Here is a 15,127-nt window from a genome sequence, read left to right on the forward strand (position 1 = left end):
AGGTGAGGGGGAGCCTGCGCGCATACTCCTCTCACCTGTTACGATGATAGAACCCCTCATCCCAGGCCTCTCCCCGCAAAATGAGCAGGGAGAAGGAGAAACGCCGATCATGCGCATCACCCTCATTCACGCCTTGAAGCACTCGATCGTGCCGATCGAGGCATCGTTCGCACGGCATTGGCCGGAGGCACGGCTGATGAACCTGCTCGACGACAGCCTGTCGGCGGACCTCGCCCGCGACGGTAAGCTCGACGAGCGCATGACCGAGCGATTTCTGACCATGGGGCGCTATGCTGTCGGCACCGGCGCCAATGGCATTCTCTTTACCTGCTCGGCGTTCGGGCCGTGCATCGAGGCGGTGGCGCGCGAGCACGCGCCGATGCCAGTGCTGAAGCCGAACGAGGCGATGATCGAACAGGCGGTGGCGAAGGGAAAGCGGATCGGCCTGCTCTCGACCTTTCCACCCACGCTGGTGTCGATGCCGCCGGAATTTCCGTCACAGGTCACGCTGGTGCCGAAGCTTGCCGAGGGCGCGCTGGCGGCGCTCGACCGCGGCGACCGCGCCGAACATGACCGCATCGTGATCGAGGCGTCCAAGGAGCTGCGCGACTGCGACCTGATCGCGCTCGCGCAGTACAGCATGGCGCCGGCCGCCGAGCGCGTCGCCGAAATCACCGGCCGCGAAGTGCTGACGACGCCCGACAGCGCGGTCAAGAAGCTGAAGGCGATGCTGGGGATCAGCTAGGCGCGTACCTTATCGCTAAGTTCGGCGGTCGTGACTTCCGGCCCGTAGCCGACAATCAAGTCTGTCGATAGTGTGCCGCGCGGCCTCGGCGGAGGCTCGTGTGACGTTATTCTCTGCCGTCACATAGACTTCCGGGCTGAGGCGGCCAACTTCCGGCTGAGATGAGGGCAAACTTCCGATGCGAAATCTCCCCTTTCCTTGCGATTGCGGCCATCGCTACTTTCCTCGCACCTGCCGCTGCCCAACAGGCCCCGCCTGCGCCGTCGGGGAGCGCCTCCTCCGCGCAACTGACGCTCAAGATGAACGCCTATGTCGGGTGCATCAACCGCCTCTCGGCGCGCTCGTACGAATCCCGCGAACGCTACTTTTCCTGGGCCGCCAAGGGCGGTCCCACCGGCAAGGAGCGGATCATCTACGGAACCTACACGATCTACGACACGTCCGACTGCAAGACGAGCGTCGCGGCTGCCAATGCAGCGGACCCGCACGACGCCGAGCTTGAAGACGCCGCGAACGCGTATGTTGCGGCCGTCACCACGCTTGAGCCGCTGCTGAAGGAGGCGGACGACTATTACACCCAGGAGAACTACAAGGACGACAAGATGGCCAAGGGCAAGACGCTGCATCCGCGCTTGGTCGCGGCCTGGGATGCGTTTGCCGGCGCCGACAAGGCGCTGCGCGCCGGCGTCGAGGCCATCAATGACAAGCGCGCCGCCGAGCAGCTGGCCGCGATCGAGGCCAGCGAAGGCCGCAAGTCGCACTACTATGTCGAGGCCCTGATGATCCAGGCCAAACGCGTGCTTCGCGCGCAGCAGGCCGACAAACCCAACCTCGACGCGATAACCCAGGCGCTCAACGAGTATGAGGCCACGGTGAAGGCAATGGACGAGGCCTCGGGCAAGGACGACGACGCCAAGCTCGGCTCGATGTTCATCGGCAGCGCCAAATCATTCCTCACCACGGCGAAGCAGCTCATGCGCCGCGTTCGCGACAAGGTGCCCTACAGCTCCGGTGAGAAGATGATGCTGAGCAACGCCGGCGCCGGCTGGATGGTGGAAGGATCGCCGGCGCGGCTGATGCGCGACTACAATCAGCTCGTCGACGGCTACAACCGCGGCGCCCGGATCTGAACGACCGCGCTGCGATCGCAGGCGATGCACCGCTGCGCGGGTGGATTGGCCGAAGGCGCAATCCACCCGCGACGCAGAGACGAGGCCGGATTGCGCCTTGCGGCTAATCCGCCCTACAAGGCCTAAGTGCCGGCGTCGTGCACGTTCAGATCGACGCCTTGCGGATCCCTGATCGTCGACACCGTGATCAGCGAGATCAGCGATAGCACCGCGATGTAGACGCCGACGCGCCAGGACTGGCCGTAGGTGCCGATGATCCACTGCGCGATCATCGGCGCGAAGGCGCCGCCGAAAATGGCGCCGAGCGCATAGCCGATCGAGACGCCGGAATAGCGCACCTTGGCCGGAAACAGCTCGGCATAGAGCGCGGCCTGCGGGCCGTAGGACAGGCCGAGCGCAACCGTGAGCCCGACGGCGCTGACGAAGAACAGCAGCAGGTTCTTGCTGTCGATCAAGAACCACATCGGCACCGCCCACAGCACCATCAGCCCATAGCCGATCTGGAAGCAGCGCACGCGCCCGATTTTGTCGCCGAGGATGCCGCCGAGCAGCGTGAAGATGAACCAGCTGACCGCCGCGAGCGTGCCGATCAGCAGCAGTTGCTCGGACGGCATCTTCAGCGTGTTGGCGCCGTAGCTGATGATGAACGCGATCAGGATGTAGCCGGCCGCATTGTTGGCCATGAAGATCAACGCGGTGCGCAAAATCTCCTTGCTGTGATTGCGCATCAGCTCCTTGAGCGGCGCGGAGGATTCCTTGTGCCGGCGCTGCATCGCCTGGAACACCGGAGACTCTTCGACCGTGCGACGGATCACGATGCCGACGACGATCAGCACGATCGAGAGCAGGAACGGAATCCGCCAGCCCCATTCGATCATCGCCTGCTTGCCAAGCGTCGCGGTCAGCACCCACAGCACGCCGGTCGCCAGGATCATGCCAAGCGGCGTGCCGATCTGCGGGAACGAGCCGAAGAAGCTGCGCTTGTCGACGGGCGCCGATTCCACCGCCATCAGCGCCGCGCCGCCCCACTCGCCGCCGGCCGAGAAGCCTTGCAGGATGCGCAACAGAATGAGCAGCGCCGGCGCCCAGGCGCCGATCTGCGCATAGGTCGGCAGCAGGCCGACCAGCGCGGTCGCCGCCCCCATCAACAGCAGCGTGACGACGAGCATGTTCTTGCGCCCGAAGCGGTCGCCGAGATGGCCGCAGACGATGGCCCCCAACGGGCGGAACAGGAACGACAGGCCGAGCGTCGCGAACGAGACGATCTGCGCCAGCAGCGGATTGTTCGCATTCATCGGCGCGAAGAACAGCGCGCCGAACACCAGGCCCGCCGCCTGGGCGTAGACGAAGAAGTCGTACCACTCGATGGTAGTGCCGACGAGCGTTGCAGTGAGGACCTTGCGCTCCTCATCCGACAGTTCAGCGCCGCGCGAGCGCGCGGACAGTTCGATGGACATGTGGCCTCCCCAAACCCGTTCTTGAACCTGTTCTTGAGCCTGTTCTTGGCCGCGCGGGCGTGATCGGCGGCTATGCGCCTGCCCCGCACGGATGCCGGGCCCGGGATTAGCAGAGGTTTCCGCGCCGCACGAGCAAAATAGTTGCATCCGCAACGATATTCGGCGAATTGTGCTTTTGGCCCTGGTTCCCGACCCCGCTACCTCGACCGCGATCGGCGGGCAGCTATCCCGAAACGCCGATTGTGCATCGCAGCAAGATCGCTACGATGCGAGGATTCCCAAGAGGTTGCTAAGTGTCTGACATCAATGCCGATGCCTGGGTTTCCTCAGGCCACCGCCCGATGGGCTTTCCGGAATTCGTCGTCGTCATCGCCTCGATCATGGCGCTGAACCCGCTGGCGATGGACATGATGCTGCCGGCGCTGCCGAACATCCGCTCCGCGTTCCAGATCGCCGACGCCAACCGCCCGCAGATGGTACTGTCGATCTTCCTGGTCGGCTTCGGCGTCGGCCAGTTCGTGATGGGCCCGCTGTCGGACCGCTTCGGCCGCCGCCCGGTGCTGCTCGGCGGCATGACGGTCTACACCATCGCCGGCCTGCTCGCGATCATGGCGCCCTCGTTCGAAACGCTGCTGCTGGCGCGCGCGCTGCAAGGGCTCGGCACCGCCGCGACCCGCGTGATCGCGACCTCGATCGTGCGCGACTGCTACGCCGGACGGCGGATGGCGAGCGTGATGTCGCTGGCGATGATGGTGTTCATCGCGGTCCCCGTGATCGCGCCGTCATTCGGCCAGGCGGTGATGCTGCTGACGCATTGGCGCGGCATCTTCGTGCTACTGATGATCTACGGCGTGATCGCGCTGGCCTGGAGCGCGATGCGGATGCCGGAGACGCTGCCGCTTGAGCTGCGCAAGTCACTGGCGATCCCGGAGGTGCTGTCCGCGTTCCGCCAGACCATCACCAACCGCCAGACGCTCGGCTACGCGCTTGCCGCCGGCGGCGTGCAGGGCTCGCTGTTCGCCTTCGTGTTCTCCTCGCAGCAGATCTTCACCGAGATCTTCAAGCTTGGGCATTACTTCCCGGTGGCGTTCGCGGCCTGCGCGGTCGGCGTCGCGATCGCCGGCTTCCTCAACTCGCGCATCGTCGGCCGCATCGGCATGCGCGTGATCTCGCACGCCGCGCTGACCGGCTTTGCGGTCGTCGCAGGCGTCCTGCTGCTGGCGGTGAAGACCGACACGCTGTCGCTGCCGCTGTTCATGGTGCTGTCGGGCCTGATGATGTTCGCGTTCGGGCTGATGATGGCGAATTTCACCGCGCTCGCGATGGAGCCGCAGGGCAAGATCGCCGGCACCGCCTCCTCGCTGTACGGCACGATCACGACGTTGCTCGGGATCGGCGTCGGCACCACGATCGGACAGGATTACGACGGCACGCTGGCGCCGTTCGCGACCGGCTTCTTCCTCTGCACGCTGGCCGCGCTCGCCGTCGTGCTGGTGACGGAAAAGGGCCGGATGTTCCGGCCGCACCATCATCCGATTTGATTGATCCGTAGCCCGGATGGAGTGCAGCGCAATCCGGGGTTCTTCGTTGTGCAGGAGTTACCCCGGATTTCGCTGAGCCTGTCATCGGGCGCGCGTTCGCGCGACCCGTTGGCTCCTCCGGGCTACGATCCTGACGTGACCCAGCGCTGTAGCCCGCATGAGCGGAGCGATATGCGGGGCTGCTGTTCCCGGATGTCGCTTCGCTCATCCGGGCTACGATTCTGGGATCGCGTCAGGCTTCGCGAGTTCGTCCGACGCTGCTTTGCGCCCGGGCGGGCGCCACCGCACGCCGGGTCGCCGCGAAACCCTCCATCCCCAGCTGCCACTGCAGGCCGACGATCGCGCCCTTGGTCGGCTGCAGCAGCGCCAGCGCGCTGAACAATGTCACCGGCAGCCAGATCGCCAGTTGCAGCCAGGCCGGCGGCGCGTAGTTCATCTCCAGCCACAGCAGCGCCGGCACCACGACGTGGCCGACCACGACGATCACGAGATAGGCCGGGAAATCGTCCGCGCGCTGCGGCGTGAAGTCCTCGCTGCAGACCTCGCAGTGATCGGCGACCTTGAGGAAGCGGCCGAACAGATGGCCGCGCCCGCAGTTCGGGCACTTCATGGTGAAGCCGCGCCACATCGCCTTTGGCAGGGAAACCGTCTCGGTCATCGTCGTTTTCCTTTGGCCGTTGTCCTTGACCTGATCTGATGATCCATACAATATGCTTTCGACAGCATACAATCAAAGACAAAGCGCTGGATTGCATGGATTGGATCCCTACGGTTTCGGAATGGCACGGCCCGATGTTCCTGCGCATCGTCGATGCGCTGGCCGCCGACATCGCGAGCGGCCGGCTGACTCGCGGCCAGCGGCTGCCGACCCACCGTGCGCTGGCAACCGCGCTCGATATCGATCTGACCACGGTGACACGGGCCTATGGCGAGGCACGGCGGCGCGGCCTGCTCGACGCCCGCGTCGGCCAGGGCACCTTCGTCTCGGAGACCACCGCGCGCGCGGCGTCCGACCTGCCCGCGCCCGTCAACATCGACCTGTCGATGAACCTGCCGCCGCAGCCGGTCGAGGCCAATCTCGACCTGCGCATCGCTCAGGGACTTGCCACCATCCGCGCCGAGGCCGGGTTCTCCGCCTATCTCGGCTATACGCGTCCCGGCGGCACCACTGAGGAGCGCCAGGTCGGCGCCGCATGGCTACAGCCGCGCGTGCCGAACGCATCCGCCGACCGCATCGTGATCTATCCGGGCTCGCAGGCGATCATCTTCAACGCCCTGCTGGCACTGACGTCGCCCGGCGACGTGGTGCTGACCGAGGCGCTGACCTTTCCCGGCATCAAGGCCGCGGCGGCGCGGCTCGATGTTCGCCTGGTCGGCGTCGCGATGGACGCGGAGGGCGCGAGGCCCGACGCGCTCGACGAGGCCTGCCGCAAGCACAAGCCGAAGGCGGTGTACCTGATTCCGACGCAGCAGAATCCGACCACCGCGACCATGGGCGCGGCGCGGCGCAAGGCGATCGCCGATATCATCAGCAAGCGCGGCTGCGTCCTGATCGAGGACGACGTCTACGGCCCGCTCGAACCGCAGATGGCGCCGATCGCAACACTGATTCCGGAGCGCACGTACTACGCCGCGAGCATCGCAAAATGCATCGCGCCGGCGCTGCGCGTCGCCTATCTCCTGGCACCCGATGCCGCCGCCGAGCAGCGCATGCGCGCCAGCATGCAGGCCACCATGCAGATGCCGCCGTCGCTGATGGTCGCGCTGGTCACGCAATGGCTGCGTTCTGGCGTCGCCGCCGACATCATCCGCGCGATCCGCAACGAGGCGGCCGCGCGCCAGCTGCTTGCGACCCGCTTCCTCAAAGGCGTCAGCTATGCGGCGCGGCCGGCGAGCCACCATCTCTGGATGCCGCTGCCGAAGCATTTCGACGGCACCGACCTGCTGTCGCACCTGATGCGCAACGGTCTCGCCGTGGTCGGCGAAGACGCCTTTGCGGCGGGCGAAGCCGCGCCGCGCGGCCTGCGCGTGTCGCTGGGTGCGGCGCGCAACCGCGCCGAACTGAGCCAGGCGCTGCAGGTGCTGTCGAATGCCGTGCGCACGCCCGTCGGCGCTACCCAAATCGTATAATTCCGGCCATCGCCGGGAATAAACTCGCTCCAAAATGATTATGGTGCGCGGGAGCGCACGCCGTTAAAACTCTGCGCTCAGGGCATCAGGCAGGGGCGGGCTTTTCAATGTCGTGCGGGTATGATCGGGCAGTCCACCGTGCTGTGCTGACGCTTCGCGGAGCAGTGACCGCGATCGGTTGTCTTGCAGTTGTCATATCAGGCGCGGCGCGCGCCTCCGATGCCCCTGCCCCGGTGCCGGAAAAACTCGAACGCATCACCGCATTCTTTGACAACGAGGTTGCGGCAGGAAAAATTCCGGGCGCAGTCATCCTGATCCAGCAGCACGGCAAGCCGGTCTATCTGAAGACCTTCGGGTATCGCGACGTGACAACCAAGTCGCCGATGCGGCCGGATACGATGTTCGCGCTGCACTCGATGACCAAGCCGATCACCAACACCGCCGCGATGATGCTGGTCGACGAAGGCAAATTGTCGCCGCAGGACCCGCTGTCGAAATACATCCCGGCGTTTGCCGACGTGAAGGTTGCCATCGAACCGGACGGTGGAAACGATCCGGCCAAGGTTGAGCTGGTGCCGCCGATCCGGCCGGTGACCATTGAAGATATCATGCGGCACACTTCGGGCATCACCTACGAATATATCGGCGCCGACTGGATCCAGAAGATCTACCGTGCGGGACACCTGTTCGACGGCAAGTTCGACAACGAGGAATTCGTCGCACGGCTGGCCAAGCTGCCGCTGTCGCGGCAGCCGGGCACGCTGTGGCGCTACGGCCATTCCACCGACGTGCTCGGCCGGGTGATCGAGATCGTCTCAGGCAAGACGCTCTATCAGTTCGAGAAGGAGCGCCTGTTCGATCCCCTGAAGATGAACGACACCAGATACGTGCTCGATGCGGAGACCGAACGGACAAGGCTCGCCGAGCCGCTGCCCTCGGACACCATCCTGATCGAGGGCGAGAACGACCGGCGCGCGCATCCGGAATGGGAATCCGGCGGCGGCGGCCTGGTATCGACCATCCTCGATTATGCGCGCTTCGCGCAGATGCTGCTCAACGGCGGCGAGCTCGACGGCAAGCGCTATCTGAGCCCCTCTGCCTTCAAGACCATGACGACGGACCATATCGGGCCGGGCTCCGGCGTCGGCCGAGACTATTGGTACTTCCCCGGCGACGGCTTTGGCTATGGCTACGGCATCGCCGTGCGCACCGATCCCGGCATCGCCAAGCCGCCACCGCCCGGCTCGATCGGCGAGTTGAAATGGGACAGCGGCAGCGGCACCTATTTCGGCGTCGATCCGAAGCTCGACATGATCTACATCATGCTCGAGCAGACCCAGAACGAGCGCCAGCGCATCACGCCCGCGTTCCGCAAGCTGGTCTACGACGCGTTCAGCCCGGATTGAGTTTAGTCGCACCTATTTGCGCCGAACTGCCTCCTGCCTGGGCCGTGCTGCGGCCGCGATCAGACTCGCGGTGCATTCGTTGCAGGCGAATGCACACTCATCCGTAAACACGCCGATCCGTGCATCGAGGCCGATCGCGCCATCGTCGACGATCCCCCCGATAAGGCCACCGCAGCACACGCATTGGTGGTGCAGCGCCAATTCCCGTTCCATGACGCGCCATCCGGCCGTCGCAGCTTCCTCTCTGCTGCTTCCCTCTCGCTATATACTATCGTATATATCGAAACGACAAGGCAGGCGGGTGAACAATTCGGTCGGGAACCCTGCAGACAACAACCATCGACCGGAGACGATCGCCAAGAAAATCCTGCCTGGTCCAACCAGGTTCATTGAGGAAACGCGATCATGATAAAGAACAATGGCGCCGCGGGACGTCCGCGCGCAACGGGAGAACTGCTCAAGATCCGCCGCGCATCGCTGGAGCGTTTTCGAGCGAAGGTTCGCGTGAAGAAAACGCGCCAAAACAAGAATCTAGCGAGCGCTGCGGCCATCGTCCTTGCGCTTGGCATGGCCGGCGCGGCTCGCGCCGAAACGGCTCCGGTCGGCGTTCCCGACAAGAGTTTTCCGGAGAGCGTGACCTCGACCTCCGACGGAACGCTTTACGTCGGCAGCTTCAACCATGGCGGCGTGACCAAGATCTCGGCCGGCAAGGCCGAGCAGCTGGTCAAGCCGGGCGCCGCCGACAGCCGCTCGACGCTGGGCGTGCTCGCCGACGAGAAGAGCGGCACGCTCTATGTCTGCTCCAACGACATCAGCGCGATGGGCGTGGCGGGGCCGAGCGACGTCAAGGGCGCCTGGCTGAAGACCTTCGATCTCAAGAGCGGCGCGCCGAAGGGCAGCTTTGCCCTGAGCGATCCGAAATCGTTCTGCAACGACATCGTGGTCGGTGCCGACGGCACCGCCTATGTGAGCGATTCCTTTGCGCCATTCGTTTATAGCCTGAAACCCGGCAGCACGGGGCTGGCGACGTTCGCCACCGATCCGCAGCTCGCGCCGGCCAAGGACGGCGTCGGGCTCGACGGCATCGCGATCGGCGCCGACGGCAATCTTTACGTCACGACCTTCATTCCGGCCAAACTGTTCAAGATCGAGATGAAGGACGGCAAGGCGGGCGCGGTGACCGAGCTGAAGCCGTCGCGGCCGCTCGATCACGCCGACGCGCTGCGGGCGCATGGCGGCGGCTTCCTGCTGATCGAGGGCAACGGCAAGCTCGACAAGGTCACGGTGAAGGGCAACGAGGCGACCATCGACACCATCAAGGATGGTCTCGCTGAGCCGGTCTCGGTGACGCAGGTCGGCGATGTCGGCTGGGTCGCCGAGGGCAAGCTGTCCTACGTGATCGGCGACAACAAGGGCAAGGACCCCGGCCCGTTCAAGCTGACGCCGATTGCGTTGCCGAAGTGAAGACCGAAGTATCGCGATCTCGGTCCACTGACTAGCTGTACCTCTCTCGTTTGCGGGGGAGGTCGACGCGCGACGAACGACGCGAAGCGTCGTCCGGAGCGTGGCCGTATATCGTCGTCCACCGCCGTCATCGCCCGGCTCGACCGGGCGATCCAGCACGCCGCGGCTTCTCGATTCAAGCACAGACGTCTCTGGAATACTGGATCACCGGCATGCGTGGGTGATGACACCGCGTGGTGTGACACCTTATCGAGAACCATCCTCATCGTCGTCCCTGCGAAAGCAGGGACCCATAACCACAAATGCCGATTGTGGGCGATGCTGGAACGACGAGTCCCTTCAACAAGGTCCGCCGCAGCGTATGGGTCCCTGCTCCTGTGCGCAATTTGTGACGCGCTGTTTCGTATGACACCCCTGGGCAATTCCGGGATTGACCGGGAATGCGCGGGAAGTGGCGAGTTCTCAAAGGGTTGGACGGGCGGCGGCGCGCGATTGGCGAGACGACAGCGCGCGTGATCGAATGGCACGCAACGGCGCGGCGGCACCAAAAACCCTATTCGATTCAGTCGGCGTCTGGCCGAAGTGGGACTCGATAAGCCCGGCGGCGCGCGCCGAGTCCCACCTAGCTTCAAAGCTTGCTGAAAGCTCTTTAAAACTAGGCTTAACCGCCACTTCGGCCGCAGCAGCACCGCGGACAGGTGGGACTCGCAGGCGGGACTCCTATTCGTCATCGGTTGCGGCCGGTTGCTCACCCGGTCGATAGGCAAAGCCGGGATCGATTCCTTCGGGCACCATGACGGTCCGGCCGCCGACGATATGAGGCACCAGGCGCGACGGTGGCGCCTGGTCGGACACCTGATAGCCGTAGCGATCGAGGTCGGCATCGGAGAGACTTTCAACCCAGCAATGGCAGAACCAGCCGTTCGGCGGGAAATGCGTCTGCCACCACGGGTCGTCGACCGGCAGAATGGTGCCGTCCCAGGCCTCGTGCTCGGCGCGCGGATGGACCTGCCCGGCAAGGTGCTTGTACATCAGGTAAGGCCGCCGCGCCTTCACCTGCTGAATCTGGTCCCAGCGCCCGGCGGCGTAGGCCATGTTGACGTTGGTGTCGAAGATCACGCTGCTGCGCCAACCGCGCGAGCCGTTATAGCTCCAGCCGTACTTTTCGACGATGTCGTCGAAGTCCTTCTGGAACTCCTCCAGCGTGGTGCCATCCTCGATCGCCTTGTTGACGGCGTCGTGGAAGTCCCGGACCAGGTCCTTCGAGGTCGCGCCGGCGACCGTAAATGCGACCGAGTGCTGCTGCTGCCACAGGTCGGTCCAGCTCGACGTCGGCACGTCGAGCTTATCGCGGATGCACCGGATCGCCTCCAGCGGATCGGTGCTGAAGGCAGCGACATCGACGGCGTTCATCGCAAGATGCGCCTGACCGCAGCAACAGCCGCGGAAACTCAGCTTGCGCGGCAGAATGACCCTAGTGTTCATCGGCGATATCGTCGCGGCCGGCGAGCTTCGCCATCACCAGGGCGAGCTGGATCGCCTTTGTCATGTTCTTCGGATCAAGCTTCAACCTTGTCAGGCTGTGACGCACGTCCTCCAAGCTCGTCGCACTCTGCAGCACGACCTTCAGTCTATCGACCAGCTCCTGGAACGCAGGCTGCGCCAGATCTTCAGCAGCGAGCGCCAGCTGGGCCACCTCGTCCGCGGAGCGCAGCGCCGGTCGTCGCGCATGCAGAGATTGGAACGGCTGCTGATCCCCGAACAGCCCGCCGCCGCCGAACATGGGAGCCGTCGGCATGACCAGCAGTTCCTCTTGTGGGCCGGGCTCGGGCAGACCGAGCTTGTCGCGCATCGTCGACATCCCGACTTTCAACCCCATGGGGACGAGCTTTACGACGCCGTCGATCGTCGATACCGGAGCGCTAGCGAACGGCTTCTATCATGTCTTCGTGATAAAGAATCCGACGACGGCGGCAGTCGATGTGCTGATGTCCAGGAGCGCGACCGCGCCGACAATGCCTGCCGGATATACGTTGTTACGTCGCGTCGGTGCCGTTTGGCACAACTCGGGCCGCCTATTCTCGCAGATCCTACAGCGCGGTCGGGAATTCTTTTGGGTCGGCTCGTCGCTGGATTTCACCACAAATACACTCGGAACGACGTTGCAAACGTTCGCGTTGGGAAGCATTCCTACGGGTGTTCGCGTCAAAGCATACATCAACATTATCGCTTGGTGCCCTACGATCAACACCGTTTGGTGGACGCACGAAACCGGTCTTTTCGACAACGCGCCGGGTTACAGTGTCGGCGGTAACGGCATCGAAGTGACAAGCTCGACTTCTGGCAACGCCAACGATTTGCAGATTTGGACGGATACTGCCGCGCAGATTTGTGCGCGATCGGCGGCAGCGAACACATCTTATCGGTGTTTTACGCGCGGCTGGTTCGATCCGTTGGAGAATTAATCATCATGGGCTTCATTGAACGAAACGAAGCGGGCGCAATCGTCAGTTGGTTTAAAGGTCCGCAGCCCCATCTTGTGCTTGAAGGAATCGCTGATGACGATCCGGCTGTTGTCGCATTCCTCAATCCGCCGGCCCCTGTGCCGTCTTCCTGCACCAAGCTCGGTCTCAAGAGGGCCTTTGACGAGCTTGGCACCTGGGCTTCCGTGAAGGCCGCAATTGCGGCGGATGCGGACGTCCAGGAGGAATGGGACTTGGCGACCGAGATCAGGCGGTCTGACCCCTTGGTTCAGCATATGATCGCCGTCGTGGGCCTGTCCGACGAGCAGGTCGATGCCCTTCTGGTCCGCGCCAACGCCCTGGTCTAGGGCGGTTCGGGCTCCAAAGCGGACTATTGGATCGCCGTTGCTTCATGTCGCCTTTTGACCCCTCTGCGACGTTACCCCTCCGGTACTCCTGCCAATCGCATGCCCTCATAAATGCGCTCACGTTTGGCAAGATAAGCTGGATTATCGGTCGACGGGCTGGCGCGGAAGCGGCGGATGCTGAAATTAGGTTGAAGCGCGAGCCCTGCTTGCGCGGCGGCCCGCGCGTCATCGAGTGCTCCAAGCAGTGCTAGGGCAGCGGCGAGCCCAAGATGCGCAAACGGATAATTTCGGTTGGCGTCGATGCTCCTGCGGAGCCAACAGACGGCTTCCTTATCGGCACTAAGTTGCAACTTAGCGAAACCGACATACTGCATCCACATGAAGGCATGAATGTCGCGGGGAGACAGACGGAGTGCCTCTAAGACATGCGCCTCAGTCTCCCCGCCGCGACCGAGGAAAATCTTGGCTTGACCGATTAACCCGTGCGCGTGGGCCAGATTTCGGTCCAGCGCCAAAGCGTGTTGTAGTTCGTCAATGCCCTCAAACACGCGGTTCGTGAAAATTTTTGCTGTTCCCAAATGTAAGTGAGCCAAGGCGTGGTTCGGCGCGAGGGTCAGGGCATGCATGACGGCCGCTTCTGCTGCGGTAAGGTACTTTATCCGATCGTCGGTCATGTAGCCGGCACCAACAATGCCATCAACATGCGCTAAACCCAGACGCGCTTCGATATTGCCGGGATCAAGCGTCAGGGCGCGCTCGAAAAAGTGGCGCGCCTGCAAGATATATTCGGAAGTCAACCCCATATTGAGCTTAGCTCTGCCCTGGAAGTACAACTCCATTGAATTGGGATGCGCCGAACGTTGTGCTCTCATGGCCTCGGCTGCGACGAGCTGCGCGTCCAAGGAGTTAGCTAGTCTAGATATGATCTCGTCCTGCATATCGAACAGATCGGCTAGGAGTTTGTCAAAGCGGTCCGCCCAAAAATGCGTGCCGGTTTCAGCGTCTATCAGCTGCGCGTTGACGCGAAGTCGGCTTTCGCGGCGCTGTACGGAGCCTTCTAGCACATACCGGACGTTCAACTCGCGACCGATTTGCTTGAGGTCAGCCGCTTTGCCCTTGTAGGTGAATGCGGTGTGTCGCCCGATCACCAATGAGCCGCTGATCCGCGACAAGTCCGTAGTGAGGCTTTCCGTCACACCATCGACGAAGTAGTCTTGCTCGGGGTCACCACTAAGATTGACGAATGGCAGGACAACGATAGAAAGACGAGGCGGTGACACCGCTTGCTCCGTGCCGTCGCTCTGCGCCGTCGAACTACTCGAAGTTGCCGGCTTCTGCCCTTCGTGCACTGCGCCAACAAATCGGAAGCCTTTGCGCGGCAATGTTTTTATTAGGCGCTGCCTTTCACCGTCGTCACCGATTGACGCCCGGGCGGCATTGATGCGGGTCGTCAGCGCGGCATCTGAGACGATGCGTCTATTCCAAACCGCGCTGATGAGATCGTCTTTGCTGACGACGCGCTCCCTATTGCGGATAAGGTAATCAAGTAAATCGAATACCTGCGGTGTGATGGAGACGAGGCTCGCCCCGCGATGCAGTTCGCGACGGTCGGTGTCGAATACGTACTCCTCGAAGAAATAACGCAATTGAGGGTCCCTTAGGCGGCCTTCGATCTTCTGCGCCGCTCGGACGCAAAGAATAAGCTGCCGGCAAGGAAAATGTAAGCCGGATGTCAAGCGTGGCCCCCTAACCATGGGGTACCGTCGATACAAGCAATACCGAGGAGGATGCTCCGATGAGCATGACCTATGGTGCAACAGGGTTGGGACAAATTTCCGCATTGACGCGGCGCGTCTCCAGCTTTTTAGGGAAATATTGGGGTGCGCTTCAGGAACGGCGCGAACGCCAGAGGTTACAAGCCGCCTTGTGCGACCTAAGTGATCGTGAGTTAATGGATATCGGCACGACGCGAAGCGAGATTGACTACGTCGTGTCGAACAGAGATATCGACCCGCGAGGCATACGAGCCGAATGGGTCCAATACCTGCCAACAGTGGACGGCCAAATCCACCCACATTGGGACAAGCAGCTCTTAGAAACACGCGTCAAACCTCGCTAACGCAATGCGCGGAAACCCATCGCGGTCCGCTACGCAAGCCGTTATGACTGCGTCTGGCCCTTCTGCGACCTCGGGAGACGTCCGCAATCCGCCGCTGTCGACCGCGAAGCGGACGTCGACCCTGCCATCGGCAGGGGCCAACTTGAGGGGTGACAAACGAACTTGCGCGCGGTGCCATTCGATTTTGCGCGCTACACAATTGCGCGCTAGGCAGGGACGACGTGTTGGAGGAGCCCCGGACTCACATCACGATTTCTGAATAATGGAAGAATACCGCTGATTTGCCCGACGAGTCAAGTTGCCGT

The 15,127-nt window shown here is 63.1% G+C and carries 15 protein-coding genes; 9 read left to right on the top strand and 6 right to left on the bottom strand.

What is annotated here, in order from left to right; translation table 11 throughout:
* Positions 1-109: 109 nt before the first annotated feature.
* Both AKL29_RS39330 and AKL29_RS39335 read left to right on the top strand, forming a co-directional pair.
* Positions 110-745 carry an aspartate/glutamate racemase family protein gene (locus tag AKL29_RS39330; RefSeq protein WP_050387878.1) on the top strand — a complete coding sequence of 212 codons (636 nt, stop codon included), beginning with the start codon at positions 110-112 and terminating at the stop codon, positions 743-745.
* A gap of 299 nt (positions 746-1,044) precedes the next feature.
* The gene (locus AKL29_RS39335; protein WP_244482671.1) at positions 1,045-1,875 is read left to right on the top strand and encodes a YiiG family protein; all 831 of its coding nucleotides are present in this window, start codon (positions 1,045-1,047) and stop codon (positions 1,873-1,875) included.
* A 122-nt stretch (positions 1,876-1,997) separates the two neighbouring features.
* Here AKL29_RS39335 and AKL29_RS39340 read toward each other — a convergent pair whose 3' ends face one another.
* Positions 1,998-3,332 (bottom strand): MFS transporter, encoded by a 1,335-nt coding sequence (locus AKL29_RS39340; protein WP_028336997.1) that lies wholly within the window; start codon positions 3,330-3,332, stop codon positions 1,998-2,000.
* Positions 3,333-3,673: 341 nt separating this feature from the next.
* On the opposite strand from AKL29_RS39340, the gene AKL29_RS39345 reads away from it, so the two are divergent.
* Positions 3,674-4,873: a multidrug effflux MFS transporter gene (locus AKL29_RS39345; RefSeq protein ID WP_157348902.1), complete on the top strand. Its 1,200-nt coding sequence runs from the start codon at positions 3,674-3,676 to the stop codon at positions 4,871-4,873.
* Between the two features lie 232 nt (positions 4,874-5,105).
* Here the strand turns inward: AKL29_RS39345 and AKL29_RS39350 are convergent, their stop codons facing one another.
* Positions 5,106-5,531: a DUF983 domain-containing protein gene (locus AKL29_RS39350; protein WP_038377853.1), complete on the bottom strand. Its 426-nt coding sequence runs from the start codon at positions 5,529-5,531 to the stop codon at positions 5,106-5,108.
* A 95-nt stretch (positions 5,532-5,626) separates the two neighbouring features.
* On the opposite strand from AKL29_RS39350, the gene AKL29_RS39355 reads away from it, so the two are divergent.
* The gene (locus AKL29_RS39355) at positions 5,627-7,003 is read left to right on the top strand and encodes an aminotransferase-like domain-containing protein (RefSeq protein WP_050387881.1); all 1,377 of its coding nucleotides are present in this window, start codon (positions 5,627-5,629) and stop codon (positions 7,001-7,003) included.
* A 107-nt stretch (positions 7,004-7,110) separates the two neighbouring features.
* Positions 7,111-8,409, top strand: a complete 1,299-nt coding sequence (locus AKL29_RS39360; RefSeq protein ID WP_430648915.1) for a serine hydrolase domain-containing protein — start codon at positions 7,111-7,113, stop codon at positions 8,407-8,409.
* 12 nt (positions 8,410-8,421) lie between these two features.
* Here the strand turns inward: AKL29_RS39360 and AKL29_RS42545 are convergent, their stop codons facing one another.
* Entirely contained in the window at positions 8,422-8,622 is a 201-nt protein-coding gene (locus AKL29_RS42545; RefSeq protein ID WP_028337002.1) for a hypothetical protein, read from the bottom strand.
* Positions 8,623-8,814: 192 nt separating this feature from the next.
* On the opposite strand from AKL29_RS42545, the gene AKL29_RS39365 reads away from it, so the two are divergent.
* A complete protein-coding gene (locus AKL29_RS39365) occupies positions 8,815-9,873 on the top strand; it encodes an NHL repeat-containing protein (RefSeq protein ID WP_050387882.1) in 1,059 nt (352 codons plus the stop codon).
* A gap of 720 nt (positions 9,874-10,593) precedes the next feature.
* On the opposite strand, the gene AKL29_RS39370 is transcribed toward AKL29_RS39365, so the two are convergent.
* Positions 10,594-11,358 (bottom strand): phage head morphogenesis protein, encoded by a 765-nt coding sequence (locus AKL29_RS39370; protein WP_050387883.1) that lies wholly within the window; start codon positions 11,356-11,358, stop codon positions 10,594-10,596.
* Complete coding sequence (locus AKL29_RS39375; protein ID WP_244482673.1) at positions 11,348-11,725, bottom strand: DUF935 domain-containing protein; 378 nt, start codon at positions 11,723-11,725, stop codon at positions 11,348-11,350. Before AKL29_RS39375 ends, AKL29_RS39370 begins: the two co-directional genes overlap by 11 nt.
* Between AKL29_RS39375 and AKL29_RS39380 the strand changes: the two genes are divergently transcribed.
* Complete coding sequence (locus AKL29_RS39380; protein ID WP_152977957.1) at positions 11,715-12,338, top strand: hypothetical protein; 624 nt, start codon at positions 11,715-11,717, stop codon at positions 12,336-12,338. The genes AKL29_RS39375 and AKL29_RS39380 overlap by 11 nt on opposite strands.
* A gap of 5 nt (positions 12,339-12,343) precedes the next feature.
* The gene (locus AKL29_RS39385; RefSeq protein ID WP_050387885.1) at positions 12,344-12,703 is read left to right on the top strand and encodes a hypothetical protein; all 360 of its coding nucleotides are present in this window, start codon (positions 12,344-12,346) and stop codon (positions 12,701-12,703) included.
* Positions 12,704-12,774: 71 nt separating this feature from the next.
* Here the strand turns inward: AKL29_RS39385 and AKL29_RS39390 are convergent, their stop codons facing one another.
* Positions 12,775-14,349, bottom strand: coding sequence for a winged helix-turn-helix domain-containing protein (locus AKL29_RS39390; protein ID WP_028337005.1), 1,575 nt, complete (start codon positions 14,347-14,349; stop codon positions 12,775-12,777).
* Between the two features lie 149 nt (positions 14,350-14,498).
* Between AKL29_RS39390 and AKL29_RS41455 the strand changes: the two genes are divergently transcribed.
* Entirely contained in the window at positions 14,499-14,822 is a 324-nt protein-coding gene (locus AKL29_RS41455; RefSeq protein ID WP_080667239.1) for a DUF1127 domain-containing protein, read from the top strand.
* Positions 14,823-15,127: the final 305 nt, after the last annotated feature.

This window comes from Bradyrhizobium pachyrhizi (genome assembly GCF_001189245.1).
In the GTDB taxonomy this organism is placed as follows: Bacteria; Pseudomonadota; Alphaproteobacteria; order Rhizobiales; family Xanthobacteraceae; genus Bradyrhizobium; species Bradyrhizobium pachyrhizi.

Bases quoted from the DNA above. Each gene is read 5' to 3' on its own strand.
- AKL29_RS39355 (WP_050387881.1), top strand. From the start codon at position 5,627: ATGGATTGGATCCCTACGGTTTCGGAATGGCACGGCCCGATGTTCCTG.
- AKL29_RS41455 (WP_080667239.1), top strand. From the start codon at position 14,499: ATGAGCATGACCTATGGTGCAACAGGGTTGGGACAAATTTCCGCATTG.
- AKL29_RS39375 (WP_244482673.1), bottom strand. From the start codon at position 11,725: ATGCGCGACAAGCTCGGTCTGCCCGAGCCCGGCCCACAAGAGGAACTG.
- AKL29_RS39360 (WP_430648915.1), top strand. From the start codon at position 7,111: ATGTCGTGCGGGTATGATCGGGCAGTCCACCGTGCTGTGCTGACGCTT.
- AKL29_RS42545 (WP_028337002.1), bottom strand. From the start codon at position 8,622: ATGGAACGGGAATTGGCGCTGCACCACCAATGCGTGTGCTGCGGTGGC.
- AKL29_RS39350 (WP_038377853.1), bottom strand. From the start codon at position 5,531: ATGACCGAGACGGTTTCCCTGCCAAAGGCGATGTGGCGCGGCTTCACC.
- AKL29_RS39340 (WP_028336997.1), bottom strand. From the start codon at position 3,332: ATGTCCATCGAACTGTCCGCGCGCTCGCGCGGCGCTGAACTGTCGGAT.
- AKL29_RS39370 (WP_050387883.1), bottom strand. From the start codon at position 11,358: ATGAACACTAGGGTCATTCTGCCGCGCAAGCTGAGTTTCCGCGGCTGT.
- AKL29_RS39330 (WP_050387878.1), top strand. From the start codon at position 110: ATGCGCATCACCCTCATTCACGCCTTGAAGCACTCGATCGTGCCGATC.
- AKL29_RS39345 (WP_157348902.1), top strand. From the start codon at position 3,674: ATGGGCTTTCCGGAATTCGTCGTCGTCATCGCCTCGATCATGGCGCTG.
- AKL29_RS39365 (WP_050387882.1), top strand. From the start codon at position 8,815: ATGATAAAGAACAATGGCGCCGCGGGACGTCCGCGCGCAACGGGAGAA.
- AKL29_RS39335 (WP_244482671.1), top strand. From the start codon at position 1,045: ATGAACGCCTATGTCGGGTGCATCAACCGCCTCTCGGCGCGCTCGTAC.
- AKL29_RS39385 (WP_050387885.1), top strand. From the start codon at position 12,344: ATGGGCTTCATTGAACGAAACGAAGCGGGCGCAATCGTCAGTTGGTTT.